The sequence below is a fragment of the Ralstonia condita genome (assembly GCF_958405655.1).
Taxonomy (GTDB): Bacteria; Pseudomonadota; Gammaproteobacteria; order Burkholderiales; family Burkholderiaceae; genus Ralstonia; species Ralstonia condita.
In genome coordinates this window covers 125,848-151,039 of sequence record NZ_CATYWO010000002.1, presented here as the reverse complement: position 1 = coordinate 151,039, position 25,192 = coordinate 125,848, and the positions used below count along the sequence as shown (strand labels likewise).

At 64.3% G+C, this 25,192-nt stretch carries 24 protein-coding genes and 2 pseudogenes; 16 read left to right on the top strand and 10 right to left on the bottom strand.

The features are described 5' to 3' along the window. The 8 genes from R2N03_RS07215 to R2N03_RS07180 all read left to right on the top strand — a co-directional run bounded on the left by R2N03_RS07215 (window position 1) and on the right by R2N03_RS07180 (window position 9,543). Window positions 1-804, top strand: a complete 804-nt coding sequence (locus R2N03_RS07215) for an SDR family oxidoreductase (RefSeq protein ID WP_316656862.1) — start codon at window positions 1-3, stop codon at window positions 802-804. Then, entirely contained in the window at window positions 797-2,524 is a 1,728-nt protein-coding gene (locus tag R2N03_RS07210) for a thiamine pyrophosphate-binding protein (protein WP_316656860.1), read from the top strand. The genes R2N03_RS07215 and R2N03_RS07210 overlap by 8 nt, the downstream gene beginning before the upstream one ends. A gap of 32 nt (window positions 2,525-2,556) precedes the next feature. Continuing rightward, window positions 2,557-3,360, top strand: coding sequence for an aspartate dehydrogenase (locus R2N03_RS07205; protein WP_316656859.1), 804 nt, complete (start codon window positions 2,557-2,559; stop codon window positions 3,358-3,360). Between the two features lie 16 nt (window positions 3,361-3,376). Further along, window positions 3,377-4,873 carry an aldehyde dehydrogenase gene (locus tag R2N03_RS07200; RefSeq protein WP_316656856.1) on the top strand — a complete coding sequence of 499 codons (1,497 nt, stop codon included), beginning with the start codon at window positions 3,377-3,379 and terminating at the stop codon, window positions 4,871-4,873. A 107-nt stretch (window positions 4,874-4,980) separates the two neighbouring features. After that, window positions 4,981-6,261, top strand: a complete 1,281-nt coding sequence (locus tag R2N03_RS07195; protein WP_316656854.1) for an MFS transporter — start codon at window positions 4,981-4,983, stop codon at window positions 6,259-6,261. A gap of 83 nt (window positions 6,262-6,344) precedes the next feature. Continuing rightward, on the top strand, window positions 6,345-7,307 hold the full coding sequence (locus R2N03_RS07190) for a VOC family protein (protein ID WP_316656852.1): 963 nt from the start codon (window positions 6,345-6,347) through the stop codon (window positions 7,305-7,307). 21 nt (window positions 7,308-7,328) lie between these two features. Next, on the top strand, window positions 7,329-8,285 hold the full coding sequence (locus R2N03_RS07185; protein WP_316656851.1) for a PDR/VanB family oxidoreductase: 957 nt from the start codon (window positions 7,329-7,331) through the stop codon (window positions 8,283-8,285). A 157-nt stretch (window positions 8,286-8,442) separates the two neighbouring features. Further along, on the top strand, window positions 8,443-9,543 hold the full coding sequence (locus R2N03_RS07180) for a porin (RefSeq protein WP_316656849.1): 1,101 nt from the start codon (window positions 8,443-8,445) through the stop codon (window positions 9,541-9,543). Window positions 9,544-9,969: 426 nt separating this feature from the next. Here the strand turns inward: R2N03_RS07180 and R2N03_RS07175 are convergent. Beyond that, window positions 9,970-10,473, bottom strand: a pseudogene (locus R2N03_RS07175) (cupin domain-containing protein). Window positions 10,474-10,481: 8 nt separating this feature from the next. Beyond that, a pseudogene (locus R2N03_RS07170) lies at window positions 10,482-10,613 on the bottom strand (sterol desaturase family protein); the annotation flags it as partial. A gap of 183 nt (window positions 10,614-10,796) precedes the next feature. Between R2N03_RS07170 and R2N03_RS07165 the strand changes: the two are divergent. Both R2N03_RS07165 and R2N03_RS07160 read left to right on the top strand, forming a co-directional pair. Then, window positions 10,797-11,369 (top strand): DUF4337 domain-containing protein, encoded by a 573-nt coding sequence (locus tag R2N03_RS07165; RefSeq protein ID WP_316656847.1) that lies wholly within the window; start codon window positions 10,797-10,799, stop codon window positions 11,367-11,369. 216 nt (window positions 11,370-11,585) lie between these two features. After that, complete coding sequence (locus tag R2N03_RS07160; RefSeq protein ID WP_316656845.1) at window positions 11,586-12,530, top strand: 1-phosphofructokinase family hexose kinase; 945 nt, start codon at window positions 11,586-11,588, stop codon at window positions 12,528-12,530. Between the two features lie 114 nt (window positions 12,531-12,644). Here the strand turns inward: R2N03_RS07160 and R2N03_RS07155 are convergent, their stop codons facing one another. The 6 genes from R2N03_RS07155 to R2N03_RS07130 form a co-directional block, all read right to left on the bottom strand. Continuing rightward, window positions 12,645-12,851, bottom strand: coding sequence for a YgaP family membrane protein (locus R2N03_RS07155; RefSeq protein ID WP_316656843.1), 207 nt, complete (start codon window positions 12,849-12,851; stop codon window positions 12,645-12,647). Between the two features lie 180 nt (window positions 12,852-13,031). Then, on the bottom strand, window positions 13,032-13,850 hold the full coding sequence (locus R2N03_RS07150; RefSeq protein ID WP_316656842.1) for a c-type cytochrome: 819 nt from the start codon (window positions 13,848-13,850) through the stop codon (window positions 13,032-13,034). Window positions 13,851-13,906: 56 nt separating this feature from the next. Then, window positions 13,907-14,725: a sulfite exporter TauE/SafE family protein gene (locus R2N03_RS07145; RefSeq protein ID WP_316656840.1), complete on the bottom strand. Its 819-nt coding sequence runs from the start codon at window positions 14,723-14,725 to the stop codon at window positions 13,907-13,909. 18 nt (window positions 14,726-14,743) lie between these two features. Next, window positions 14,744-15,175, bottom strand: coding sequence for a DUF6691 family protein (locus R2N03_RS07140; protein ID WP_316656838.1), 432 nt, complete (start codon window positions 15,173-15,175; stop codon window positions 14,744-14,746). Window position 15,176: 1 nt separating this feature from the next. Continuing rightward, on the bottom strand, window positions 15,177-15,611 hold the full coding sequence (locus R2N03_RS07135) for a YeeE/YedE family protein (protein WP_316656836.1): 435 nt from the start codon (window positions 15,609-15,611) through the stop codon (window positions 15,177-15,179). After that, on the bottom strand, window positions 15,605-15,943 hold the full coding sequence (locus tag R2N03_RS07130) for an ArsR/SmtB family transcription factor (RefSeq protein WP_316656834.1): 339 nt from the start codon (window positions 15,941-15,943) through the stop codon (window positions 15,605-15,607). Before R2N03_RS07130 ends, R2N03_RS07135 begins: the two co-directional genes overlap by 7 nt. A gap of 88 nt (window positions 15,944-16,031) precedes the next feature. On the opposite strand from R2N03_RS07130, the gene R2N03_RS07125 reads away from it, so the two are divergent. From R2N03_RS07125 to R2N03_RS07100, 6 genes are all read left to right on the top strand, one after another. Then, the gene (locus tag R2N03_RS07125; protein ID WP_316656832.1) at window positions 16,032-16,892 is read left to right on the top strand and encodes an MBL fold metallo-hydrolase; all 861 of its coding nucleotides are present in this window, start codon (window positions 16,032-16,034) and stop codon (window positions 16,890-16,892) included. A gap of 173 nt (window positions 16,893-17,065) precedes the next feature. Then, the gene (locus R2N03_RS07120) at window positions 17,066-17,593 is read left to right on the top strand and encodes an aspartate carbamoyltransferase (protein ID WP_316656830.1); all 528 of its coding nucleotides are present in this window, start codon (window positions 17,066-17,068) and stop codon (window positions 17,591-17,593) included. A gap of 242 nt (window positions 17,594-17,835) precedes the next feature. After that, window positions 17,836-18,696 carry a sulfurtransferase gene (locus R2N03_RS07115; protein WP_316656828.1) on the top strand — a complete coding sequence of 287 codons (861 nt, stop codon included), beginning with the start codon at window positions 17,836-17,838 and terminating at the stop codon, window positions 18,694-18,696. 141 nt (window positions 18,697-18,837) lie between these two features. Further along, the gene (locus R2N03_RS07110) at window positions 18,838-19,542 is read left to right on the top strand and encodes an ABC transporter ATP-binding protein (protein ID WP_316656826.1); all 705 of its coding nucleotides are present in this window, start codon (window positions 18,838-18,840) and stop codon (window positions 19,540-19,542) included. Continuing rightward, window positions 19,536-21,905 (top strand): ABC transporter permease, encoded by a 2,370-nt coding sequence (locus R2N03_RS07105; protein WP_316656824.1) that lies wholly within the window; start codon window positions 19,536-19,538, stop codon window positions 21,903-21,905. Before R2N03_RS07110 ends, R2N03_RS07105 begins: the two co-directional genes overlap by 7 nt. Next, on the top strand, window positions 21,902-23,071 hold the full coding sequence (locus tag R2N03_RS07100; RefSeq protein WP_316656822.1) for an efflux RND transporter periplasmic adaptor subunit: 1,170 nt from the start codon (window positions 21,902-21,904) through the stop codon (window positions 23,069-23,071). The genes R2N03_RS07105 and R2N03_RS07100 overlap by 4 nt, the downstream gene beginning before the upstream one ends. A 66-nt stretch (window positions 23,072-23,137) precedes the next feature. Here R2N03_RS07100 and R2N03_RS07095 read toward each other — a convergent pair whose 3' ends face one another. After that, a complete protein-coding gene (locus R2N03_RS07095; protein ID WP_316656818.1) occupies window positions 23,138-24,466 on the bottom strand; it encodes an ATP-binding protein in 1,329 nt (442 codons plus the stop codon). Window positions 24,467-24,468: 2 nt separating this feature from the next. Continuing rightward, window positions 24,469-25,128, bottom strand: a complete 660-nt coding sequence (locus tag R2N03_RS07090; protein ID WP_316657775.1) for a response regulator — start codon at window positions 25,126-25,128, stop codon at window positions 24,469-24,471. Between the last annotated feature and the right edge of the window lie 64 nt (window positions 25,129-25,192).

Genomic DNA, 25,192 nt, shown 5'->3' with positions numbered 1-25,192 from the left:
ATGCCGATGATCGACCTCACTGGCAAGACCGCCGTTGTGACCGGAGGCTCCTCCGGCATCGGCCTCGCCACCGTTGAACTGCTGCTGGAAGCCGGTGCCGCCGTGGCGCTGTGCGGGCGCAATGCCGAACGTCTCGCGCAAGCCGAACAAGGTCTGCGCAGCCGCTTCCCAAACGCCCGGCTGTTTGCTGCAACGTGCGACGTGCTCGACGCCGCGCAGATGGCAGCGTTTGCAGATGCCGTGGCGCAAGCGCTTGGCCCCGTCGACATGCTGGTCAACAATGCCGGCCAGGGCCGCGTCTCGACGTTTGCCGATACCGACGATGCCGCGTGGACGCAGGAGCTGCAGCTCAAGTTCTTCTCCGTGATTCATCCCACGCGCGCTTTCCTGCCGCAACTCGAGCGCTCGGAGCACGGCGCGATCGTCTGCGTAAATTCGCTGCTGGCGCAGCAGCCCGAGCCGCACATGGTGGCCACCTCGGCCGCACGTGCGGGTGTGCTCAACCTCGTGCGCTCGATGGCGACCGAATTTGCACCGAAGGGCGTGCGCGTCAACGGCATCCTGATCGGGCTGGTGGAGTCGGGCCAATGGCGCCGCCGCTTCGAGGCTCGCCCCGAAGAAGATCGCCATCTCGACTGGGCCGCGTGGACGCGCCGCCTGGCCGCGCAAAAACATATTCCCCTTGGACGCCTGGGGCTGCCGGAAGAAGCAGCCCGCGCCATTCTGTTCCTTGCCTCGCCGTTGTCTTCGTACACCACGGGCAGCCACATCGATATCTCCGGAGGACACTCCCGTCATGCTTAATAGACAACAACAGGAACCGCAACTGGTCACGGTGGGCCACGCGATTGCAGCCTTCCTGGAGGCCTGCGAGGTCAAGGCCGCTTTTGGTGTCATCTCCATCCACAACATGCCCATCCTCGATGCGATGGGCGAGCGCGGCAAGATCCGCTTCATCATGGCGCGCGGTGAAGCCGGCGGCGCCAACATGGCCGACGCCTATGCCCGTACCACGGGCGGCCTCGGTGTCTGCCTGACCAGCACCGGCACCGCGGCTGGCAACGCCGCGGGCGCCATGGTCGAAGCACTGACCGCCGGCACACCGTTGCTGCACATTACGGGCCAGATCGAGACGCCTTATCTGGACCAGAGCCTCGCGTACATCCACGAAGCGCCGGACCAGCTCACGATGCTCAAGGCCGTTTCCAAGGCGGCCTTCCGCGTGCGCAGCGCCGATACCGCCATCAGCACGATGAAGCTAGCCGTACAGACCGCGCTGACGGCGCCGGCGGGCCCGGTGAGCGTAGAGATTCCCATCGATATTCAAGCCGCGCTGATCCCGATGCCGGACGACCTGCGCCCGCTGCAGGTGCCTCAGCATGTGCCGTCGGCCCACGCGCTGGATGAACTGGCTGAACGCCTGTCGCGCGCGCGCCGCCCGATGCTGTGGCTCGGCGGTGGCGCCCGCCACGCCGCGAAGCAGGTCAAGCGCCTGATGGATCTGGGCTTTGGCGTGGTCACCAGCACGCAGGGCCGCGGCATCGTGCCGGAAGATGACCCGCGCTCGCTGGGCGCATTCAACCTGCATAAGCCGGTCGAAGCGTTCTACCAGACGTGCGATGCAATGGTCGTCGTCGGCTCGCGCCTGCGTGGCAACGAAACGCTCAAGTACGAACTCAAGCTGCCGCGCCCGCTGTACCGCATCGATGCGGATGCGTCGGCGGAGGGCCGTTGCTACGCCAGCGATTACTTCGTGTGCGGCGATTCGGCGCTTGCGTTGGATGGCCTGGCTGATCGGCTGGAACAGAAGATGCAGATCGATGCGACGTTCGCTGCCGACCTGCGCGTCGCACACGAGACGGCGGTGCGCGGGCTGGTCGATGGCCTCGGTCCGTACGCAAAGCTGGTGGAGGCGTTGCAAGCCGCAGTGGGCCGCGAGTTCAACTGGGTGCGCGACGTGACGGTGTCGAACAGCACGTGGGGCAATCGCCAACTCCGTATTTTTGATTCGCGTGCTGGTGTGCATGCGCTGGGTGGCGGCATCGGCCAGGGTCTGGCGATGGGCATTGGCGCGGCGGTCGGCTCGGCAGCAACCGGATCGGGCAAGACCACGTTCTGTCTGGCCGGTGACGGCGGCTTCATCCTGAACCTGGGTGAGCTGGCGACCGCCGTGCAGGAGCGTGCCAACCTCGTCATCGTGCTGATGAACGACAAGGGCTACGGCGTCATCAAGAACATTCAGGACGCGCAGTACGGCGGCCGCCGCCATTACGTGGATCTGCACACGCCGGACTACGCGGCACTCGCACAGTCGCTGCAATTGCGCCATCGCCGCGTGTCGGATCTGGCCGACGTGGGCAGCGCATTGAAGGAAGCCACCAGCAGCGAGGGGCCGTTCCTGATGGAGATCGACATGCTCTCCATCGGCAGCTTCAAGACCATCTTTGCTGGCCCGCCCGTCAATCAACAAGCCAAGGATGGCCAGGGCGAACGCGCCGCCGAGCGCACGACGGTGGTGGCGTGAACGCGCAACTGAGCCAATTGAAGGAGCCAGACATGCTGCATGTATCGATGGTCGGGTGCGGAGCAATCGGGCAAGGCGTACTGGAACTGCTCAAGAGCGATCCGGATGTGTGCTTTGACGCCGTGATCGTGCCCGAGCACGCGATGGACAAGGCGCGCGAGGCCATCGCCCCGTTCGCGCCGAATGCGCGTGTCACGACGCATCTGTCGGCGGACGCCCATCCTGATCTGCTGGTCGAATGTGCTGGCCATAATGCGCTTGAAGAGCATGTGTTGCCGGCGTTGGAGCAGGGCATCGACTGCCTGGTGGTATCGGTGGGTGCGCTGTCCGAACCCGGCGTGGCCGAACGGCTGGAAGCCGCGGCCCGCCGTGGCAACGCGCAAGTGCAGCTGCTGTCGGGTGCCATCGGGGCCATCGATGCACTGGCCGCTGCGCGCGTGGGCGGCCTGGATGCGGTGGTCTACACCGGCCGCAAGCCGCCGCGCGCCTGGAAGGACACGCCGGCCGATCAGCAGTTCGACCTCGATGCGCTGCGCGAGCCGACCGTGATCTTTGAAGGCAACGCCCGTGAAGCTGCGCGTTTGTTCCCAAAAAACGCCAACGTGGCGGCCACGCTGTCCTTGGCGGGCCTCGGGCTTGAGCACACGCACGTCAAGCTGCTGGCCGATCCGACGGTGGACGAGAACATCCATCACGTCGAGGCGCGCGGCGCCTTTGGCGGCTTCGAGCTGACGATGCGCGGCAAGCCGCTGGCGGCCAATCCCAAGACTTCTGCGCTGACGGTGTTCAGCGTAGTGCGTGCGCTGGGCAACCGCGCGCACGCCGTTTCGATTTAAGCGAGGCCATTGCGCCATGACTGTCTCTATCTTGAACGCAACCGCAACGTCCTTGCTGCCCATCTGCATTGCTGGCGAATGGCGCCTTGGCACTGGCGAGCGCTATGTCACCCGTTACCCCGCCACGGGCGAAGTGGTGGCTGAACTCAACGCCGCCAGCGTCGCCGATGTCGAAGAAGCCGTGGCCGGTGCCTACCGCGCCTTTCTGTCCAGCGGCTGGGCGCAGCGCAAGCCGCACGAGCGCGCCGCTGTCCTGTATCGCGTGGCGGAGCTGATCCGCTCGCGCAGCGAAGCACTGGCCCAACGCCAGCGGCTGGATAACGGCAAACCGATCAACGAGACGCGCGCCCTGGTGGCAAGCGCTGCCGCCACGTTCCAGTTCTTCGGTGCTGCGTGCGAGACGCTGGAAGAGGCGCTCACGCCCGCGCGTGGCGATTGCCTGACGATGAGCGTGCATGAGCCCATGGGCGTGGTGGCGGCCATCACGCCGTGGAACTCGCCCATCGCCAGCGAGGCGCAAAAGATGGCACCTGCGCTAGCTGCGGGCAACGCCGTCGTCGTCAAGCCGGCAGAAGTCACGCCGCTGATGGCGCTGGAGCTTGCCGCCATCTGTGAGGAAGCGGGCGTGCCCAAGGGCATGATCAGCGTGCTGCCGGGCAAGGGTTCCGTCATTGGCGATGCGATTACGAAGCATCCGCTGGTGCGTCGCGTGTCGTTCACAGGCGGCACGAATACGGGCCGCCATATCGCGCACATTGCCGCCGACAAGATGATGCCGGTGTCGCTCGAACTCGGCGGCAAGTCGCCGACGATGGTGTTTGAAGATGCTGACCTCGATCACGCAGTCAACGGCGTGCTGTACGGCATCTTCAGTTCGTCGGGCGAGTCGTGCATCGCAGGGTCACGTCTGTTTGTGGCGCGTTCACTGTATGAACCGTTCATGGACCGCTTGGCCGCTGGCGCAGCACGCCTGCGTGTCGGCAATCCGGCCGATGAATCCACGCAGATGGGCCCGCTGATTACCGACCGGCACCGCGAGTCGATCGAATCTTACGTGGCGATGGGCGTGGAAGACGGCGGCCACCTGCGCACGGGCGGTTTGCGTCCGCACGTCGCCGGGTGCGAGTCGGGCTACTTCTACACGCCGACCATCATCGAAGGGCTGACCAACAGCGCGCGCATTTGCCAGGAAGAAATCTTCGGTCCGGTGCTCGTCGCCATGCCGTTCGACGATGAAGACGAATTGATCGAGCAAGCCAACGACAGCGTCTATGCGCTGGCTGCGGGCATCTGGACGCGCGACTACAAGCGCGCCTGGCGCGTCGGCCGCGCGGTGCAGGCCGGCAACGTGTGGATCAACACCTACAAGCAGTTCTCGATCTCGACGCCGTTTGGCGGCTGGCGCGACAGCGGCCTGGGCCGCGAGAAGGGCCGCCTCGGCATCCTGCAGTACATGGAACAGAAGAGCCTCTACTGGGGCCTGAATGAACAACCGCTGGCCTGGGCCAATTGAGGCCTAGTGCAGCGTGGAGGAGACAAACCAATGAACATCGTTTTGGGTCAGGGCACCCCCGCCAAGTCAACGCATGCGCTTGCGCTGCAAATGCACGGAGGTGCGCAATGAACGCGACATCGCAACGTTGGCTGGGCGTGATCACGCTCTTCCTGGTGGTGGCCATTTCCTATGTGGACCGCATCAATATCGCTGTGCTGATCACGCAGCACGACTTTCTCCAGCACATGGGCATTGCCGCTGGTGACCGCAGCGGCCAGGGCCTGCTGGCCACGGCCTTCATGGCAGGGTACGGGCTGTCTGCGATCGTGTTCACGCCGTTCTGCGCGGCGCTGTTCGGGGTGCGCCGCAGCCTGATCTACGGACTGGGTCTGTGGGGCGTGATCACCATTGCCTCGCCGTGGTTCCACAGCTACATGGAGCTTCTCGGATCGCGTTTCATCCTCGGCTTTGCCGAAGGGCCGCTGTTCTCGCTGGGCGCGTCATACATCAAGGCCCATTTCGATAGCCGTGAGAGCGGCAAGCCCAATGCCATCTTCAACATGGGCACCGGCATTGGTCTGGCCGTGGGGTATCCGCTGGTCGGCTACGCCATTGCCAACGCCGACTGGGAAGCCTCTTTCCATCTGCTGGGCCTGTGCAATCTGCTGCTGGGCATTCCGCTGGTGCTGGCCTTTGTGCGCATGCCGGCTCGCTACGCAGCGATGCCCAAGCCTGAGTCATTCCCAGCCGCGTTGGGTACGGTGGGCGACATGTTCCGCGGCGCCTTTCATACCCGGCACATCCTCACCATGACGGTGTTGACCGCGGCCTTCCTGTCGTACTTGTGGGGCAGCAGCAACTGGTTGCCGACCTACCTGAAGGAAGCGCGCGGCTTTTCGCTTCGCGAGATGGGCTGGATGGCTTCGATGCCGCAGTACGCGGCGGTGCTGGGTGTGCTGCTGGGCGGCCTGCTGCTGGACATCATTCCGCGTCGCCGTGTGCCGCTGGTGTTCGTGCTGGGCAGCCTGGGCGTGGCCATCGCGGTGTTGCTGGCCATCAATAGCACCGATCGCTATGCCGCAGCCTACTGGCTGACCGCAGCCAGCCTGTGCTGGGGTCTGCAAAGCCCGGCCATTCCGAGCACCGTGCAGTTCAATGCCGCGCCTGAACATGTCGCTTGTGCCTTCGGTGTCGTCAATGGCGTCGGCAGTCTGGTGGCGGGCTTCATGCCGGCCGTCATGGGCGTCGTGATTGCCCAGGGGAACGGCGGTGGCCTTGCCGCAGGCTTTGGCAGCCTGGTCGGTACGCAACTCGTCGTGCTGGTGTGTGGCTTGGCCTTGCTGCGCAGCGGCGCGCTGGCCGCACCGGGCATCCCGGCAGCCGCGCATTCCGCGGCGCCCAAATGAATGACCAGGGCGCGGACGCGTCAATGATTCAAAGCGACCGTGGGCGGCTTTCGCCGGCCCACGGCGCAAAGCAGGAGAGGAAGATGAATACGATCCGGGGCATCGACGAAATCGTCTACGGTGCCGATGACCTTGCAGCATGCAAACAGTTCTTCCAGGATTGGGGCCTCGCGCTGCTGCCTGAAGACGGCAGTGGCTTGCTGTTCGAAACGCTCAATGGGTGCCGCGTGCGTGTCAAGCGTACGGACGATGCGTCGCTCCCGCCCGCAATGGAATCCGGTCCCACGTTGCGCGAGGTGATCTGGGGAGCGGACTCTCAAGCCGTGCTCGACCGCCTGGCCGATGTCCTGGCTGGGCAGCCCGGCTATGTCAACGCTGACGGCCGTGTCGGCTGCACCGATCCGAACGGCCTCGCCGTGCGTGTGCAGCGCTCGCGCAAGCGCGACATCGACGTGCAATGCGCGGCAATGAACACCTGGACCGACAAACCGCGCGTGAACCAGCCCAGCCCCATCTACGAACGCGCTACGCCCATCGAAGTGGGTCACGTCGTGTTCTTCGTCAAGGACGTGGCGGCCACGGAGCGCTTCTACATCGACAAGCTCGGCTTTGTACCGTCCGATCACTACCCGGGCCGTGGCGCTTTCCTGCGATGTGAACCGGAGGGCGGGCATCACGACCTCTTTCTGCTGCAGACGCCGCAGGCCAGGAGCGGGCTCAACCACGTGGCGTTCACCGTACGCGACATTCACGAAGTGTTTGGCGGTGGCATGCAGATGTCGCGCTGCGGTTGGGATACACAGCTCGGCCCCGGCCGCCACCCCATTTCGTCGGCGTACTTCTGGTACTTCAAGAATCCGGCGGGCGGCCTGATCGAGTACTACGCCGATGAAGACCAGCTTGACGGCGAGTGGCAGCCGCGTGATTTCGAGCCCGGGCCGACCGTGTTCGCCGAGTGGGCCATCGAAGGCGGAATCGACGGGCATACGCGCCGTCAGAAAAACGTCGGCGGGCCGGAAGGCAAGTTCCTGACGGAAAAGCGCTGAATTGAAGTTGAGAGACGTGCCATGACTACGAATCCCCCCCTCACCCTGCGGGTGCAGGCGATGCGCTACGAAGCGGAAGGCATCGTGAGCGTGGAGCTGCGCGATGTGGAAGGCAAGACGCTGCCCGAGTACGCCCCCGGTGCGCATATCGATCTGCACCTGGGCAACGGCCTGGTGCGCAGTTACTCGCTGTGCGGCGCACCGGAAGCGCGTGACCGTTATGTGGTCGGTGTGCTGCTGGATCGAAACAGTCGCGGGGGCTCGCGCTACGTGCACGAGCAACTGCGCGTCGGCTCGACGCTCAAGGTGGGCGGGCCGCGCAATCACTTTGCACTCGATGAGCGTGCGCCGCATACGGTCCTGGTGGCGGGAGGCATTGGCGTGACGCCGATCGTCTGCATGGCGCGCCGGCTCGCCGAGCGCGGCAGGGCGTTCTCGATGCTGTACTGCGCGCGCTCGCGTGCCGAAGCGGCGTTTGTCGATGCGCTGGCTGTGCATGGCGATGCGGTGCGTCTTCACTTCGATGCGCAAGCCGGCGGCCCGCCGGATCTGAAGGCGCTGCTTGCGGGGCACTCGGCTGACACGCATTTCTACTGCTGCGGCCCGGGGCCGATGTTGCGGGCGTTCGAGGCCGCGTGCGAGGAACTCGGTTACACCAACGTTCACATCGAGCGGTTTGCCGCAGAGGCCACCGTGGCCTCCGTGCAGGAGGGCGAGTACACGGTCAAGCTGATGCGCACCGGCGCCGAGCTGTGTGTGCCCGCTGGCAAGTCCCTGCTCGACGCGCTGCTCGAAGCGGGTGTCGAGGTCGAATACAGCTGCAAGGAAGGTGTGTGCGGCTCGTGCGAGACGCGCGTACTGGAAGGCGAGCCGGACCATCGTGACAGCGTGCTTTCCAAGAGCGAGCGCGCATCGAATCAGACCATGATGGTGTGCGTGTCGGGCTGCAAGGGAAAGCGCCTGGTGATCGATCTTTGAGTATTGACGCGCCGGCCTGACCAGCCGTGCGCTTTTTTTTACCTGCAGTTCTTTTATCAAACGGCGTTTTGTATATGAAACAGATCGCCAGGAGCTTGTCCACCAAGACAGCGATAACAACCGGCCGGGCGGGTAACCCGGCCACCGGAGGAAAGACATGAGGAAGACACTTCTCGCCCTGGCGGCGATGGGCTTGACCGGCACCGCCGCGGCGCAGAGCAGCGTGACGCTGTACGGCAGCATCGACCAGGGGGTGGCCTACATCAACAACGTCAGGAGCGCCACGACCAGTGGATCGGCGCTGCGCATGGACCCAGGCACCATGCAGCCGGATCGCTTCGGCTTTCGCGGAACGGAAGACCTCGGTCACGGCACGCAGGCCATCTTTCAGTTGGAGTCGGGTTTCCTGGGGGACTCGGGCAATAGCGTGGTGGCCGGCAAGCTCTTCAACCGTACGGCTTGGGTTGGCCTGTCGAATGAGAGCCTTGGCAATGTACAGCTCGGCCATCAGGCCGATTTCATGTTCGACTACCTCGGCCGTCTGAGTAACGGCTTCCAACTGACGAACTTCTATCTGTTCCACCCGGGCAATTTCGACAACCTGGCCAACCAGTTCCAGATCGACAATGCCGTGCGCTATGTCTCGCCCATCTTCGGCGGGCTGCAACTGGGCGGCATGTATGGCTTTGGCGAAGTGCCGGGCTCGCCGACCAAGAGCCGCAGCTACAGCCTGGGCGCGTACTACACCAACGGAGGCTTCCGCGCCGCCGCGGCTTATACCGCGTCGAATGATCGGGCACTGGACATCGCAGGCCGGCTGGGTATCACCAACACGCTGGGCACGACGCTGGTGCCAGGCACGATGACGCCGATGAGCTCGGTCAAGTCGTTCGGCGCTGGCGCGCTGTACCAGTTCAGCAGCCTGCCGGTGCAGATCAACGCGGTGTACACGCAGACGCGCATCACGCTCGGCGGTGCCAACGCCCGCGCGCAGAACGTCGACCTCGGCACCGCGTGGCACTACAGCGGCGCGAATACGCTCAACGTGGGTTACACGTTCAGCAAGTACGAGGGCGCGCGCTGGAACCAGTTCAGCCTGGGCAACGTGTATGCGTTCTCCAAGCGTACCCAGGTGTACGTGCAGGGGACGTATCAGCGCGCGTCCGGGGATGCGCCGTCGGCCGCCATCAACGGCGTCGGTGTGTCGGCCAACCGCAGCCAGATCGTGGTGAGCACCGGCGTGCACCATTCGTTTTGACGTTGAGGCATCGCCTGCCCGGGTTGGTGCCCGGCGGGCGGATGCCCATGTCGGCGGCGGCTCGTCCCGCCGCGTCGTCCCACCGTGCGGCGGGATGTGCGGGCGCGCGCCTGCGCTCATGCCGTTGCATGCATGCGGCGCGTCGTGCCCTCCAAGGAGCCGGGCCCGGGAATAGGCGCCAAGAAGCGTCGTTGCTCGCGCAATGGTTTTGGACGCCCCTCTCATAGACTGCAAGCGTGCCGATCAAATTGCGATCGGGCGGGCAGCGAGGGAGGTGATATATCCACCACGGTAGCCAACTGGATCGTCGTGCTGACATGTGCATACATGGAATACAGCACGTGGCATGGCATGAGCGTCTATCGCCGCACGGTCGGCTATGACAGCGTGGTGTGGTGCTGACTCACCTGCCGCAGGCTAGGATAGTCACCGCCGGATCCATACTTCATGTGCCGGATGCCGTTCCACCAGCACACGGCCTTGCATGCCCGCGGCCAGTTCGAAATCACAGAACTCGAAGCCCGGCGGGACCGAGCAGCCGACAAGCGAATAGCCGTGCAGGCTTGCCGGGCACTCCGCCGCAAACCAGCGACCGGCGGGCACCACCACCTGGCAAGTCGCCTCGTCGTCGTCGGCCGCGTGGCCCAGGCAATACGTGTGCAACACGCCGTCGTCTTCCAACACATGCACCGCCAACGCCTCGCCCGTATGGAAATGCCGAACCTCGTCCGACTTGAGCCGATGCCAGGCGGCATAGACATCACCGGCCAGCAAGGAACAGATGGCGGTGGCGGCCGCACGTTCGACGGCCGCGACGCCGCGCTGGACGCGTTCCTCACTGCGATGGGTTTCGCGCTAGAAGCCGCCTTCCGGATGCGGTTCGAGAGCGAGACAGCGAATGAGACGCGGGGCGGCGGGCGCGACGGGCATGACACGCCTCAACTCTGCTGACGGCGTGACCGAAAGCGCTGCTGCTGGATGAAGCCATTGGGCATGTAGTCGCCCACCACGCTATCCTTTTCGGGAAAGGCGTTCTTCGACTTTGCTGCGCTCCCGCACAGGTGGTCGATGTTTGTTGGGCATTGAACTGCCAGCAATCGCACAGATTTTCGGGAGCCCTACATAATTGAAAGGTGACCTGCCTCGCGGGAGGTGCGCATCGTCGGGCGTTGCCTTTCCAGGCGAGTCGATGCATTGTGAGGCCCGTCGCCAGACGGCACGCACCATCTACAAAATCAAAACGGGGAGCAATCTTGTCAGAAGGATTCCATGTGCACGGCGCGCACGATCACGTGCTGGAACACGCCGCAGAGAGCGGCCACGCCGACAGCTTTGCCGGGCGCATCGCTGTCATGACAGCCATTCTCTCGACGGCTGGCGCCATCTTCGGCTACCAGGGTGGCGCCACGCAGAACGCGGCGCTGCTCGCCAAGAACGAAGCCGCCATCCACAAGACCGAAGCGGCCAATCGGTGGGCCTACTACCAGGCCAAGGGGCAGAAGCAGGCGATTGCCGAGCTGACCGCCCAACTGCCGGGCACCGACCAGGCCGCCGCACGGCGCGAAGCCCAGCGCTACGCGACGGAAAGGGAGGACATTCGTCGTCAGGCTGAAGAGCAGGAGCGCCTGGCAAGGGAGGCCGATGAAGCCAGCGAGCAGGCGGTACACCATCATCATCGGTGGGCACAGGCGGTGGTGGCCATTCAAGTTTCGATTGCGCTGGCGGCCATCACGCTGCTGTCGCGACGGCGCTGGATGCAGGTGCTCTCGTATGGCGTCGGCGGGGTGGGCGGAGTCCTTGCCGTGCTGGCCCTGTTGCACATCTGAACCGAGCGCATCCGTCATCGCCTTGCGGTTGCAGGGCATCCCGTGCAGCCGCGAGAATGGCAGCAGTGCAGCAGGCGGTCGCTTCCATTTGCCGTGACCAACAGGACCGTTCTCCACGACAGTGCTTGTGCGCGGCGCCGGTCAAGTCGCGACGCCCGCTGGCATTTCCACCGCATCGCCGCAGGTGCAGCTTTGCACCTCATCCGTTCAGGTCCTATGTCCGACATCGTTACGCTGACCGTCAATCCGGCCATCGACTTCTTCACCGCGGTCGAGCGCCTCACCGATACGCACAAGATGCGTTGCGGCCCGGTTCGCTGCGATCCTGGCGGCGGCGGTGTCAATGTGGCCCGCGTGGTGCGTCGGCTGGGCGGCGATTGTCAGGCCATCTACCTGGGGGGCGGCGCAGCAGCCGCCAACCTGGCGCGCTTGCTGACGGCGGAGGGGCTGGACTTTGCGGTATTGCCGATCGCGGGGGAGACGCGGGAGAACTTTTCGGTGAAGGAGGCTTCTTCGGGGCGCGAATTCCGGTTTGTCATGCCTGGCCCGGTCATCACCCAAGCCGAGTGGCAAGGTTGCCTGGCGCGACTGGACGCGCTGCATCCGGCGCCGCGCTATCTCGTGTTGAGCGGAAGCCTGGCTCCTGGCGTGCCGGACGATTTCTACGCGCGCGCGATCGATGCCGCGAATGCGCGCGGCTCCAGGGTCGTGCTCGATGCCTCCGGCGAGGCTCTGCGTCTCGCGCTGCCGCACGCGCCGTACCTCATCAAACCGAGCCTCAATGAACTGCGGCAGTTGACCGGGCAGCCTCTGGCTAACGAAGCCGAATGGGGGCAAGCGGCGCGGCAGATCGTCGATGCGGGGTATGCGCAGGTGGTTGCGCTCTCGCTAGGCGCGGAGGGTGCGATGCTGGTGACGCGCGACGGCGTCGATCGCGTGGCTGGTGGCGCTGTCACCGTCATGAGCACGATCGGGGCGGGCGACAGCTTTGTCGGCGGAATGGTGTGGGCGCTCCACCGCGGGGACGACGTGCCGCAGGCGTTTCGCTATGGCGTCGCCGCGGCAACGGCCTCGCTCGGCCATGTCGGCACCGAACTGGGAAGCGTGAGTGAGACCGAGCAGTGCTATCGACGTATCACGCTGCAGCCCGTGCGAGGCTGACCGAAACGGTCGCGCGCCGCAGCTGAGGTCCTGTTGCGCAGCGGCCCCGCTCGTTGCGCAGGCCATTGCGCGGCGCGTGCGAGCCGGCCGTCAGCCGGTCCGCTGATCGATGCGTCAGGACTTGGCGTCGGGCTTGGGCGCCGAGCAGGTCTTCACGCCCAGGATGCTGTAGGCCGGGCAGAAGCGGAACAATCCCGTGATGAGCGGAACCACCCCAATCCAGCCCCATACGCCGACGCGCCCCGTTGCCGCCAGGCCGATCAAGAGCAACCCGACCGCGATTCGGATAACGCGATCCACCGTTCCAACATTCATTTGCATGGCAGCCTCCTTCAGGATTGCGCGGGTTGGTTCATCAAGGCCGGGCAGGTTGCGCTGGCTGTCCGGCTGGCGGGTGATTCGATGGAACCCTAGGTTGCATTGTTGACCCGCCTCAAGAATCGGGGCATGACGTAGCACAAGATTTGTGAAGTCATGGCCCCGATACGCATCAGTGATGCGCTAGCGGGCATCCTTCGGCCTGTCTCCCTTGGGCCAGTCATTGACGCGTGCCGCATAGTCGGGGCGAGGTTGCTGCGTAAAGTACGCAGCCACGTCAACGGCTTGCTGGGCAGAGAGCGTGCCGCCCTGGCCGAGCGGCATGTTGTGCTTGACGAACGCAGCAGCGGTGTACAGCCGCGCCATCCCTGCGCCGACGTTGAAGGAGTCCTGGCCCCACAGCGGCGGGAAGAAATAGCCGCCTTGCGGGTTCTTGGTGCCTTGGCCTTCGGCGCCGTGGCAGGAGGCGCATTGTGCCGCGTAGATGGCCTTGCCTTGCTCGCGGTTCGGGACTAGCGAGGTGTCGATCTTCTCGAAGCCCCGTCCTGTCACATTCGTGCCGGTCGGCACACCCGTCGACAGCCACTTCATGTAGGCCATGATGTCGTTCATTTCTGCCGAGTCGAACGCCAGCGGCTTGCCATTCATCGAGCGCTGGAAGCAGTCGTTGATGCGTTCCTGAAGAGAGATGATCTTGCCGCTGCGGGACCGGTACTCCGGAAAGGCACCCGTCAGTCCGACCCAGGGCGACGCATAGGGGGTCGTCCCGCCATTCAGATGGCAACTGGTGCAGTTCAGGCCGTTACCGACGTTGTTGGGCAGGAGCTTGTGCGTGTCGGTGAGCAACGCCTTGCCGTGCTTGATCGCATCGCCCATCGGCCCCTTGGGAATCGATGCTTCGTCCGGGGCGGTCAACGGGACGGTGGGTGTCTGAGCGATCGCAGGCACGCTGGCTGCTGCCAGCAACGCGACCGTCAGGGCGCGCAGTTGTCTTGTGTTCAAGAGTGTCTCCTTGAGAAATGTCGTACCGATCAACGGGTACGCTTGTCAGGCCTGGCTCAAGTCGCCAGCGCAACCTTGGCCACCATGCCGATGGCAATGAGTCCGGCCACGAGCGCAAAGCCCTGCTGTAGCCGGTGGCCGCTCAGTCGGCCCGCAATGAGCCGTCCGCCCAGCATGGCAACGGCGGCACCCGCGGCGAAGGGCACGCCAACCGTCCAGTTCATTCGCCCGGACAAGGCGGTTGTCACGACTCCCGAAGCGGAGACCAGCGTGATCACCGCCAGAGATGTCGCCACGATGGAATGCACGGGGGCGTTGGTGGCTTTCTTGAGTGCCGGCACAATGACAAAGCCGCCACCCACGCCAAGCAGGCCGGAGAGAAAGCCCGCGCCGATGCCCGAGACCGCAAGTGCGCGCGTGCACGCGGCTGTCCACACAAAGCGGCCGGTCTCGTTGTCGAGCTGGCACGGTTGCTGGTGCTCCTCGCTGCGGGAGGTGTCCTTCGTGACCGTCTTGGCCTGCTTGAACATCCGCAGGGCCACATAGGCGAGCACTGCGGCAAAGATCAAGGTCAGCGGCGTGTTTGGCAGACGATGGGCGAGCCACAGGCCGGCCGGCGAGAACACCGTGCCAGTGGCCGCCATCAACGCGGCGGCGCGGTACCGAACAATGCCCGCGCGCAGTCCGATGACGGCGCCGACAGCAGCGGACAGACCCACCGCAAGGAGCGCCACCGGCGCGGCCTCGGCGACGTTCAGATGCAATACAAAAAGCAGCAGCGGCACCGCGAGGATGGCGCCGCCTGCGCCGGTCAGCGCCAGGATCAGTCCGACGACGGCCCCGAGGGCAGCGCTGCTGGCAATCACGTTTTCCATGGATCCACCTCGGCGCGCTTACGCCTGCTGCAACTTGGCTTTCGCCCGGTCGATCACCTCGAACACGACCATGCCCGCGACCATGGCTGCCACGAACCCGATAGCCTTGGGGTAGCCTGCGCCCAGGGCGACCAGTGCCGGACCCGGACAGAAACCGGCCAGACCCCAACCGATGCCGAATGCGGCACTCCCCAACACCAGCCGCAATGTCACGGCGGTGCTGGCGGGCAGTTGCACAGGCAGCCCCAGGAATGAGCGCTGGCGGCGTTTGGCAATCAGGAATGCGAGCGAACCAATGGCAATCGCGCCTGCCATCACGAAGGCGAGTGACGGATCCCAGCGCCCGGCAATGTCGAGAAAGCCCTGAACCTTGGCCGGGTTGGCCATGCCTGAGATCATCAGGCCCACGCCAAAGAGCAATCCGGCAAGCAATGCGGCAATCGAGGTCATGTCAGCCTCCAATCAGATGGCGTTGCACGAAGACGGTCAGGAAGCCCGCCGCCATGAAGGTCATGGTGGCGACCAGCGACCGGACAGAACCGCGGGAGATACCGCATACGCCGTGGCCGCTCGTGCAGCCGCTGGCATAGCGTGTGCCCAGGCCGACCAGGAAACCGGCGGCGAGGATCTCGCCCCAGCCCGCCTGGATATCCGCGACGGCAGGCCTGCCGAGCACGCTTGCCAGGACGGGAGCCCCGATCAGGCCGGCAAGGAAGGCGACGCGCCAGGCCATATCCTTGCGCGGCAGGCTCAGCAGGCCGCCGAGAATGCCGCTGATGCCGGCAATGCGGCCATTGAAGAGCACCAGCACCGCAGCTGCAGCGCCGATGATGAGACCGCCAGCCAGTGACAGGCCGGGCGTGAAGTTACCGATATCGATCAGCATGTTGGCTCCGAATCAGTGTAGGTACAAAACTGTTCATACAGGGTGGTCATGACGGCAAGCGCCTGTGCGCTCGCCACGGAATAGAAAATGTTCTTGCCTTCGCGGCGGGGCGCGACCAGACCGTTGTCACGCAGAACCCCCAGCTGCTGCGACAGGGTCGGTTGCCGGATGCCGAGCGCGTTCTCAAGCTCGCCCACCGACAGTTCGCCCTGGGACAGGCGGCACATCAGCAGCAGCCGATCCGGATTGGCCAGCACTTTGAGCAAAGTGCAAGCATTGGCAGCGGCTGCCTGCATGGTGGTGAGGTCGATGGCGGGAGGCGGCTGTTCCATGAGAGGTGGGCCTACAATCTACATAAAGATAGTATATTGAAAAATAGACTATGTGTGAATAGAATGTTCCGTATCCAAGGAGATCTTCATGCAACCGACCATCCAACCGTTCTTCGATCCCGCAACGTGGACGGTGACGTACGTGGTGTACCAGCAAGGGCGCCCAGAGTGCGCCATCGTCGACTCGGTGCTGGACTATGACCCCAAGTCCGGACGGACGTCGACCGTCAGTGCAGACAGGGTCATCGCATTCGTGAACGAACATGGCTTGCGGGTCGAGTGGATTCTTGAGACGCATGCGCATGCCGACCATCTTTCCGCCGCTCCTTACCTGAAACGCCATCTGGGTGGCCGAATCGCCATCGGTCAGGACATTTGCCGTGTGCAGGGCGTATTCAAGGCGCTGTTCAACCTCGAACCCGAATTCCGGCTGGACGGATCGCAGTTCGATCATCTGTTTCAAGACGACGAGACCTTCACCATCGGCGGCTTGACCGGCAAGGCGATTCACGTACCCGGCCACACGCCCGCTGACATGGCGTACCAGATCGGGGACGCGGTATTCGTTGGGGATACGCTGTTCATGCCGGATGTCGGCACCGCACGCTGCGATTTCCCCGGTGGTAATGCGCACGAGCTGTATCGGTCCATTCGCAAGCTGCTGGACCTGCCCGGCGAAACCCGGCTGTTCATGTGTCACGACTACCCGCCTGAAGGGCGCGGCCCGGGCTGGGAGGCCACCGTCAGCGAGCAACGGGCCCGGAACATCCATATGCATGATGGCGTGACCGAAGCGCAGTTTGTCGCGATGCGGCAGGCGCGCGACGCAACGCTGGCTATGCCCACCCTCATCCTGCCCTCGGTTCAGGTCAACATTCGGGCTGGCGAGCTCCCGCCGCCCGAAGACAATGGGGTGCGCTATCTGAAAATTCCGCTCAATGCGGTCTAGGGCAGTCGCGTAAGCTGTTGCGAGCCGGGGGCGCATGCCCCCGAAGCCGAACGCGCACCGGTGTGCTTGGTCGGGCGGGCTTGCGTAACGCTGGTAGCCGTCCCGGGCGAAAGGGCTGGCGAACAGGTGCATCCAAAGTCGTGGCTGCGATCACCACCCTCAGGGGAGCAGGAATGAAGCGTTTCAATGCAGTGTGGGCGATGGCATTCCTCACCGCCTCCACGATCTCGGCTGGACTCCATGCAGCCGACGCCCAGCGCCAGGGCGAAGTGGCCGCCAGGGGCGCGGACGTCATGCCGTTCAACCTGAGCGACACGACGCACCTCTTCATCAAGACGCAGCGTGGTGGCATTCAGCGCGTCATCGCCAAGAAGCCTTCCGATACGCGACAGATTGCACTGGTGCGCGAGCATCTGCGTGCCATCCAGACCCAGTTCGGGAACGGCGATTTCTCGGCCCCGACGCAGATTCACGGTCCGGCCATGCCTGGGCTGTCCGAGCTCAAGGCCGCCAGGCCGGGGCAGATCGAGATTCGCTACCGGGACGTCGAAGCAGGAGCGGAGCTGACATATCGCACCGAGGACAAGACGCTCGTCTCTGCACTGCACCGCTGGTTTGATGCGCAGCTTGCAGACCACGGGGCGGATGCCATGGCGGGTGACATGCCCCACCATCATCATGGCGCGCACATGGCGCCCTAGGCGATCGGTGCCCGCGCGCGCAGCACCTTCCTGCCAGGGTGATTCTGGTGTCTGCAAAGATTGGCGAAGTGCCCTCCAGTGCGCGGCCGCAGCGTGACGGCGCGATCGGCCAAGGCACGTTCTCGCGATTGATGGATATCAACATCGACGCCGTTCCCTCGCCTAGAGTTTTCTCATAGGCACCTGGCCGGAGCCGGGTTGTGCCTCCATGGTTGTTCGTCCACGATGCAGCGAGGCCGGCCATGCACGAGAGAGTCCTGATTTCCGCTACCGAGCTGGCCGATCTGATGAAGGTGAAGCCGGTAGTCCTCATCGACACGCGGGATGCAGCGAACTACGCTGAAGCGCATCTGCCGGGCGCGGTGAATCTGCATGAGATCTTCACCTATCTGGCGACATCGACGCCTGAAGGCGTGGAGGCGTTGCGGCAGACATTTACCGAGGCCTTCAGCAAGGCTGGCCTGTCTGGAAAGGAAACCGCTGTCGTCTATGAGCAGTCGATGACCACCGGTTTCGGGCAGTCCTGTCGCGGCTACGTGCTGCTGCGCTACCTGGGCTATCCGCGAGACAAGATCAAGGTGCTCCACGGCGGTTTCAATGCGTGGCGCGCCGCAGCGCTACCGAGCACGACCGAGGCGTCGACGCCGACTCCCGCTGCCTTCCCCGTCACGGCGGAGGGGCGGAACATCCTGGTCGACCTGAAGGAGATGAAGGCAGCCATTGCCGATGCACGCGTGGTGAAACTCGATGTCCGGGACGTGGACGAGTGGATCGGGGAAAGCTCGTCGCCTTACGGCAAGGATTTCTGTCCGCGCAAGGGGCGGATTCCGGGTTCTGTCTGGCTCGAGTGGTACCGGATGTTGAAGCCCACTCCATCTGGCCAGATGTTCAAGTCGCCGGCGGAAATTCTGGCGGAATGCGCGACGGTGGGCATCCGTCACGATACGCCGGTCATCGTCTTCTGCTTCAAGGGCGCGCGGGCATCCACGACGTTTGTTGCGCTTGAGGAGGCCGGCCTCAAGGACGTGCGACTGTATCTCGGTTCATGGAATGAGTGGTCGCGCGATCCCGCTCTGCCGATTGAGGAAGGATTGCCTTACTGATGACGCAGCAGCGGCCGCGCATGTGAGCTGGCAGGAAGGCCTTGCGTACCGCGCTGTTGGCAGTGGCCCTTTCGAGCACGCCAGCCACTGTCCGATGCGCCCCCCGGGGATGTGCTTGGTCCACTAGCCGATCGGTGTGTCGTGGAAACGGTGTTCACCATCCAGGCCGTCAGCAAGGTCTACCCAATGGGCAGCGTCAGCGTTCGCGCCCTGGAAGCCGTCGACCTGGAACTCGGTGCCGGTGAGATCGTTGTGCTGCTGGGTGCGTCGGGCAGCGGTAAATCCACGCTGCTCAACCTGATGGGCGGGCTGGATACGCCAACGAGTGGCACCATCGTGTATCGGGACCACGATCTTTCGGCTGCGGGCGAACGGGGCCTGACGCGGTTCCGGCGCGAACACGTCGGATTCGTGTTTCAGTTCTACAACCTGATCCCAAGCCTGACCGCCCGCGAGAACGTCGCACTGGTGACGGATATCGCCGAGCACCCGCTGGCTCCCGACGAGGCCCTGAACCGGGTGGGCATCGGGGCGTTGGCCGACAACTTTCCCTCGCAGATGTCGGGTGGTGAGCAGCAGCGTGTGGCCATTGCCCGTGCGGTAGCCAAGCGGCCGGATGTCCTGTTGTGCGATGAACCCACCGGCGCGCTGGATTTCCGCACCGGGCGGCTGGTACTCGAGGTGCTCGAGCAGGTGAACCGCGATTTCGGCACCCTGATCGTCATCGTCACGCACAACGCCGTCATTGCCGAAATGGCGGATCGCGTACTCCGCATGAGCAGCGGCGCCATTGTCGAGCACCGTCGCAATGCGCAGCGTGCCCGAGTGAGGGATCTGGCATGGTGAGCACACTTGTCCGGCTGCTCTGGCGCGACCTCTGGCAGATGCGTGCGCAGGTCGTGGCGGCAGTCCTTGTGGTCGCCTGCGGCGTCGCCACGTTTGTTGCGATGCGCAGCACGTATCTGGCGCTGCTCAACGCCCAGCAGGATTACTACACGTCGTACCGGTTTGCCGACCTCTTCGTGCATCTGAAACGGGCCCCGTTGGAGACCGCTTCGCGCATTGCTGCGCTACCGGGCGTATCGCATGCCGAAGCGCGTGTCGTGTCGGATGTGACGGTCGACATACCGGGCCTTTCGGAGCCGGCCACGGCCCGTATCGTGTCGGTCCCGGAATTCGGCTGGCCGACGCTCAATCTGCTGCATCTGCAAAGCGGCCGATACCTTTCGCCTGGCCGCGATGATGAAGTGTTGATCAGCGCTGCTTTCGCAGAGGCCAACGGCCTGCAACCGGGCAGCCACTTCAGCGCCATCCTGAATGGCCGGTGGAAGCGCCTGCACATTGTCGGCATCGCCATCTCGCCGGAGTATGTCTATGAAGCCGGCGCCGGGTCCATCTTCCCGGACAACCGCCATTACGGCGTCGTGTGGATGGGAACGAATGCGGTTTCGGCAGCGTTCCGCATGGATGGCGCATTCAATGATCTCGTCTTGTCTCTGGACGGCAGCGTGCCGGCGCAGCACGTCATCGCGCAGGTCGACCATGCCTTGTTGCCGTATGGCGGGCTTGGAGCCATCAGCCGCGAAAACCAGCTATCGAATCGATTCATCACCGACGAGATCGCGCAGAACCGCGTGACAGCCACGTACGTCCCCGCCATCTTCTTTCTTGTCGCCATGTTTCTCTTGCAGAACGTGCTGACCCGGCTCATCGATACCCAACGCGCGCAGATCGGCCTGATGAAAGCCTTCGGATACGGTGACCTCTCGGTGGGTCTGCATTACCTGCAGCTGGCATGCGTTGTGGCTGCAGCAGGTGCTGCCGTCGGGATTGGCGGCGGACTGGCGCTGGTGATGTACTTGACTGATCTCTACGCCCGCTACTATCGGCTGGCGCATCTCGCGTTTCGCGTCGATCCTGCGACGATGATCTGGGCGTTTCTGATCAGCTTCGGGACGGCAACGGTCGGGGCCCTTGCAAGTACCGCCAAGGCCGCCAGGCTGCTGCCGGTCGAGGCGCTGCGTGCGGTCGTTCCACCGGCCTTTTCGGTGGGGTGGGTGGAGCGCGCGGGCATCTATCGGCACCTGAATGTGGTGTGGCGAATGATCGCGCGCAATATCGCTCGCCAGCCCGTCAAGTCGACCCTTGGCGTCCTGGCCATTGCCTGCGCGAGCGCCATTCTCGTCGTCGGTGGGTTCTTCTTTGATGCGATCGACTTTCTGTTCGATATTCAGTTTCAGCAGATCGAGCGCCAGGATGTGACGGTAGCCTTCTCTCAGCCGTTATCGCATCGTGCCGTCTACGCCATCGGGCGTCTGCCCGGCGTGCTGAAGGTCGAGGCGTTTCGCGATGTGCCGGTCAGGCTTGCTGCCGGGTATCGGTCGCGCCAGGTCTCGCTGAGCGGAATTGCTCAGACGGCGGAGTTGCACCGGCTGGTCGATGACCATGGAAGACCCCTGCGCATGCCCCCGGATGGTCTGGTGGTTTCCGCCAGACTCGCAGACGTGCTGGGCGTCCATCCCGGTGACCCGGTCACGGTCGAGGTGCTGGAGGGAAAGCGTCAGACCGTACAGGTGACATTGATGGGACTGTCCGGCGACCTGGTGGGCATAGCCGCCTACATGGACCAGAAAGCGCTGGCGAACCTGCTCGGGGAAAGCGGAAACTGGTCGGGGGCGAGGTTGTCCGTCGATCAACAGGCGGCTGCCCCGCTGTATGCGACCCTGAAGCGGCTGCCAGCGGTGAATGCGGTGGCGGTTCGCCAGGCCGTGATCACCAGCTTTCGCAAGATCATGGAGGAAAGCGTCCGCCTGTCCACGTCCATCAACTTCGCTTTTGCCTGTGTGATTGCCTTCGGTGTGGCCTTCAACGGCATGCGGATCGCGTACTCGGAACGCGTGCAGCAGTTGGCATCGCTGCGCGTGCTCGGGTTCACGCAGGCTGAAGTCGCGTGGATACTGCTCGGGGAGCAGTTTGTGCTCACAGCGATTGCACTGCCAGCCGGGCTGCTGCTTGGCTACGGCGTGTGCGGACTCCTCGCCACTCGGCTGACAACGGACCTCTACCGCCTGCCGCTCGTGGTGCATGCGGCCACGTTTGCTTACGCGTTCATGGTGACGGGGGGGGCGGTCGTGTGTTCAGGGTTGCTGGTGGCCGCCAAGATCAGGCGCCTGGATATCGTTGCGGTGCTCAAGGCGAGGGAAACATGAAGCGCGGTGCGCTCAGGAAGCCGCTTGCCGTTGCCGGTGCCGCGCTTGCGTTGGCGTTGGCACTCGCGTACGCACTCTGGCCAGCGCCCCTGACGGTTGATACCGGGCGCGTCACACGTGGGCCGCTTCAGGTCACGATCGATGAAGACGGCGAAATCCGCGCGCATGATCGCTATGTGATGACCGCGCCGATCACGGGCCGACTGCTCCGCGTGGAATGGCATGAGGGCGATCGGATCAGGACGGGGCAGGTGATCGCCGTCCTCGTGCCGGTGCCGATGACGCCGGGCGAGCGGGCCGCGCAACGGGCGCGTGTTGACGCCGCCGAAGCGACCTTTCGTGAGGCACAAGCCCGAGCCGCTCACGCTCGTGCCGATTACGAGCAGGCCAGGCGCGACCTGGATCGTGGCGAAAGACTGCTGAGCAGCGGCGCCACGTCCAGGCAGGAAGTCGAGCAGATGCGTACCACGCTGGCCTCGGGGGCCAGTGACCTGGCTGCCGCGCGTGCAAGAGAGACATCGGCAGCAGCCGACGTTCGCGTCGCGACGGCAAATCTGAAGGCGTTGGAATCTGGGCAACCCGTCGAGGTGCGTGCTCCCGCAGATACCGTGCTGTTGCGCATCGAGCAGCAGAGTGAGCGCGTTGTACCTGCGGGTACCGCCCTCATGGTCCTGGCAGATCCTTCGCGCTATGAACTCGTCGTCGACGTGCTGTCCACCGATGCCGTCAAGATCAGCCCCGGTATGCGCGTATCGGTCGTGGAGTGGGGCGGCCCAACGGCAGTCAATGCCATGGTCCGGACGGTGGGTCCGGGCGCATTCACCAAGGTGTCGGCGCTTGGCGTGGAGGAGCAGCGCGTCCATGTCGTGGCGGATCTGGTGGATCCGCCCGGGAGGCTGAACGATGGGTATCGCGTGCAAGGCCGCATTGTCATCTGGGATCGGCCCGACGTACTGCGGCTGCCGATCGGCGCCCTGTTCCGCTGCGGTGAGCACTGGTGCGCGTTTGCAGTCAAGAACGGAAAAGCCGTGCAGCAGATCATTCAGATTGGCCAGCGCAACGCTGAAGAAGCGCAGGTGCTGGATGGATTGCAGGATCACGACACGGTCGTCGTTTATCCGCCGACGACGCTGGTCGACCACATGAACGTGCGTCCGCGCCAGTGACGTGGTAGCGCGTGCAATGCGCCTGCTGCGAAGCGCTTGACGGACCCTGGACCGGTCCCGCGCTCATCAGTCGGCCGCCAATCCATCGACGCTTGCCTGGAAACCGTCGACCTTGCCCTCGGCAGGAGAGCGCAGGCTCAGGCGTGCGCCTGCCGCGTGTGCGACGGCATGGACGATCGCAAGACCCAGGCCACTGCCTTTCGCGGTCGTGGCACCGCGCTCGAATGGTTGCGTCAAGCGGGCAAGTGTGTCCGCCGGAACGACAGGGCAGCGGTTCGTGACCGTCAGCCGACCATCGGACGACAGCTCCACCTGAATCGCTTCCGTGGGCGTGCCGTGCTTGAGCGCGTTCTCGATCAGGTTGCGCACCAGCATCGCAAATGCATCAGGGTCGATCTGCGAGAGCACGGGCCCCTGCGGTAACGCCAATTGAACGAGATTCGAGCGCGCGGCGCGGTGGATGTCATCGACAACGATCTGGAGGATGGGTCGCAGATCCCCGGGGGTATCAGCAAGGACTCGGCCGCCTTCGGCGCGCGCCAGTTGCATCAACTTCTCACTCAGTCGCGCGAGTGTCCGCAATGATGTCTCGACATTCCTGGCGCGCCCCTCGATGGACGTCCCTTGGGATTCGGCGATGAGACGCTGGGTTTGCGCGAGCGCCGCGGCAATCGGGGTGCGAAGCTCGTGGGCGCTGCTCGCGGTGAAACTGCGCTCGGCGGTCAGCGCGCGATCCAATCGCTTCATCAGCTCATTCACGGCGTCCGCAATGGGGATGATCTCCGTTGGCATGCGGGCATCCATCACCGGGCTGAGATCGTCGCGCCCCCGGGCCGCAATGGCATCGCAAAAGCGGCGGATTGGACGCAACCCGAAGCGGATGATCAGCCACGCACCCAGCAGGGCGAACGGAACCAGCAGCGCGAGCGGACGCACCACGGCAAGCGCCGCCATGATCGTGGCGTGCCGACGTGCCGCCAGCGGCTCCGCGATGATGATCGAAACCGTGCCCTGGAGTGCCGTCTCGGTGTAGAGCCGGTGCGAGGCCGTTGATGTAAAGCCGGGCGCAGGGTGAAGCGGAAAGATCGTGGGATCGGCGTCGTGAGACTGCAGGACGGTCTTCCCTTGCTGATCCCGCACAACGTATGTCAGCAATTCGTGGTGCGCGCGCACGGCTGGGATGCGTTGTTCACCGGCGCTTTGCTCGTCGCGCGCGAGCATGTCCATGACGGTGAGCGGCAGCAGGCGCTGCGCCGTTTCCTGCAATGCGCTATCCGAGATCCGGTCGATCTCTTCGCGCAGGACGTGAAATGACGCGAATGCGGTCACCAGCGAAAGCGCCGCCAGGCCAAGCGCCAGCATGACGGCAAGACGGGCTTGAAGGCTGCGCGGCATCGCTAGGCCTGTCGGATTCGATAGCCGAGCCCTCGCACGGTCTCGATCAGATCGGAGCCCAGTTTCTTCCGCAGGCGGCTCATGTGGACTTCGATGGTGTTGCTGCCAACCTCATCGCTGAACGAATACAACCGCGCTTCCAGCTGCGCTTTCGAGACGATCATGTCGGGGCGCTGGACGAGGGCTTCCAGCAGGGCCCATTCGCTGGCCGTCAGAGCAACATGGTGCCCGGCACGCCTGATGTTGTGACCCGCCAGATCGATCTCGAGATCGCGCAGCGTCACGAGCGGATTGGGGTTGCCGGCATAGCGTCGTCCAACGGCATTGACGCGCGCGGACAGCTCCGAAAGGTTGAATGGCTTGACGAGGTAATCGTCAGCGCCGGCATTGAGGCCGGCGATGCGGTTTGACACCTGATCCAGCGCGGTCAGGATGATCACGGGAACCTGTGAGCCGGTTGTGCGCAGTTCGCGCAGGAAATCGATTCCCTTGCCATCGGGCAGCAGCAGGTCCAGCAGGATGAGATCGTAGGCGGCCGCGGCAACGTAGCGTCGGGCGTCGCCAAGCGTCGTGACATAGTCGGTCGAATGCCCATCTCGAAGGATCTGCTCGTATACCGCCTGTCCGAGCAAGGGGTCGTCCTCGACCAGTAGCACTCTCATGTTGGTTCCCGCTGACGTTTTGGAAGACTTTGACATCCCAACCTTGCGCGAGGATGAAGAAAAA

Bases quoted from the DNA above. Each gene is read 5' to 3' on its own strand.
- R2N03_RS07095 (WP_316656818.1), bottom strand. From the start codon at position 24,466: ATGCCGCGCAGCCTTCAAGCCCGTCTTGCCGTCATGCTGGCGCTTGGC.
- R2N03_RS07140 (WP_316656838.1), bottom strand. From the start codon at position 15,175: ATGACCTCGATTGCCGCATTGCTTGCCGGATTGCTCTTTGGCGTGGGC.
- R2N03_RS07120 (WP_316656830.1), top strand. From the start codon at position 17,066: ATGAAGCGTTTCAATGCAGTGTGGGCGATGGCATTCCTCACCGCCTCC.
- R2N03_RS07125 (WP_316656832.1), top strand. From the start codon at position 16,032: ATGCAACCGACCATCCAACCGTTCTTCGATCCCGCAACGTGGACGGTG.
- R2N03_RS07145 (WP_316656840.1), bottom strand. From the start codon at position 14,725: ATGGAAAACGTGATTGCCAGCAGCGCTGCCCTCGGGGCCGTCGTCGGA.
- R2N03_RS07215 (WP_316656862.1), top strand. From the start codon at position 1: ATGCCGATGATCGACCTCACTGGCAAGACCGCCGTTGTGACCGGAGGC.
- R2N03_RS07205 (WP_316656859.1), top strand. From the start codon at position 2,557: ATGCTGCATGTATCGATGGTCGGGTGCGGAGCAATCGGGCAAGGCGTA.
- R2N03_RS07130 (WP_316656834.1), bottom strand. From the start codon at position 15,943: ATGGAACAGCCGCCTCCCGCCATCGACCTCACCACCATGCAGGCAGCC.
- R2N03_RS07090 (WP_316657775.1), bottom strand. From the start codon at position 25,128: ATGAGAGTGCTACTGGTCGAGGACGACCCCTTGCTCGGACAGGCGGTA.
- R2N03_RS07210 (WP_316656860.1), top strand. From the start codon at position 797: ATGCTTAATAGACAACAACAGGAACCGCAACTGGTCACGGTGGGCCAC.
- R2N03_RS07105 (WP_316656824.1), top strand. From the start codon at position 19,536: ATGGTGAGCACACTTGTCCGGCTGCTCTGGCGCGACCTCTGGCAGATG.
- R2N03_RS07195 (WP_316656854.1), top strand. From the start codon at position 4,981: ATGAACGCGACATCGCAACGTTGGCTGGGCGTGATCACGCTCTTCCTG.
- R2N03_RS07190 (WP_316656852.1), top strand. From the start codon at position 6,345: ATGAATACGATCCGGGGCATCGACGAAATCGTCTACGGTGCCGATGAC.
- R2N03_RS07185 (WP_316656851.1), top strand. From the start codon at position 7,329: ATGACTACGAATCCCCCCCTCACCCTGCGGGTGCAGGCGATGCGCTAC.
- R2N03_RS07200 (WP_316656856.1), top strand. From the start codon at position 3,377: ATGACTGTCTCTATCTTGAACGCAACCGCAACGTCCTTGCTGCCCATC.
- R2N03_RS07135 (WP_316656836.1), bottom strand. From the start codon at position 15,611: ATGCTGATCGATATCGGTAACTTCACGCCCGGCCTGTCACTGGCTGGC.
- R2N03_RS07180 (WP_316656849.1), top strand. From the start codon at position 8,443: ATGAGGAAGACACTTCTCGCCCTGGCGGCGATGGGCTTGACCGGCACC.
- R2N03_RS07160 (WP_316656845.1), top strand. From the start codon at position 11,586: ATGTCCGACATCGTTACGCTGACCGTCAATCCGGCCATCGACTTCTTC.
- R2N03_RS07115 (WP_316656828.1), top strand. From the start codon at position 17,836: ATGCACGAGAGAGTCCTGATTTCCGCTACCGAGCTGGCCGATCTGATG.
- R2N03_RS07155 (WP_316656843.1), bottom strand. From the start codon at position 12,851: ATGCAAATGAATGTTGGAACGGTGGATCGCGTTATCCGAATCGCGGTC.
- R2N03_RS07100 (WP_316656822.1), top strand. From the start codon at position 21,902: ATGAAGCGCGGTGCGCTCAGGAAGCCGCTTGCCGTTGCCGGTGCCGCG.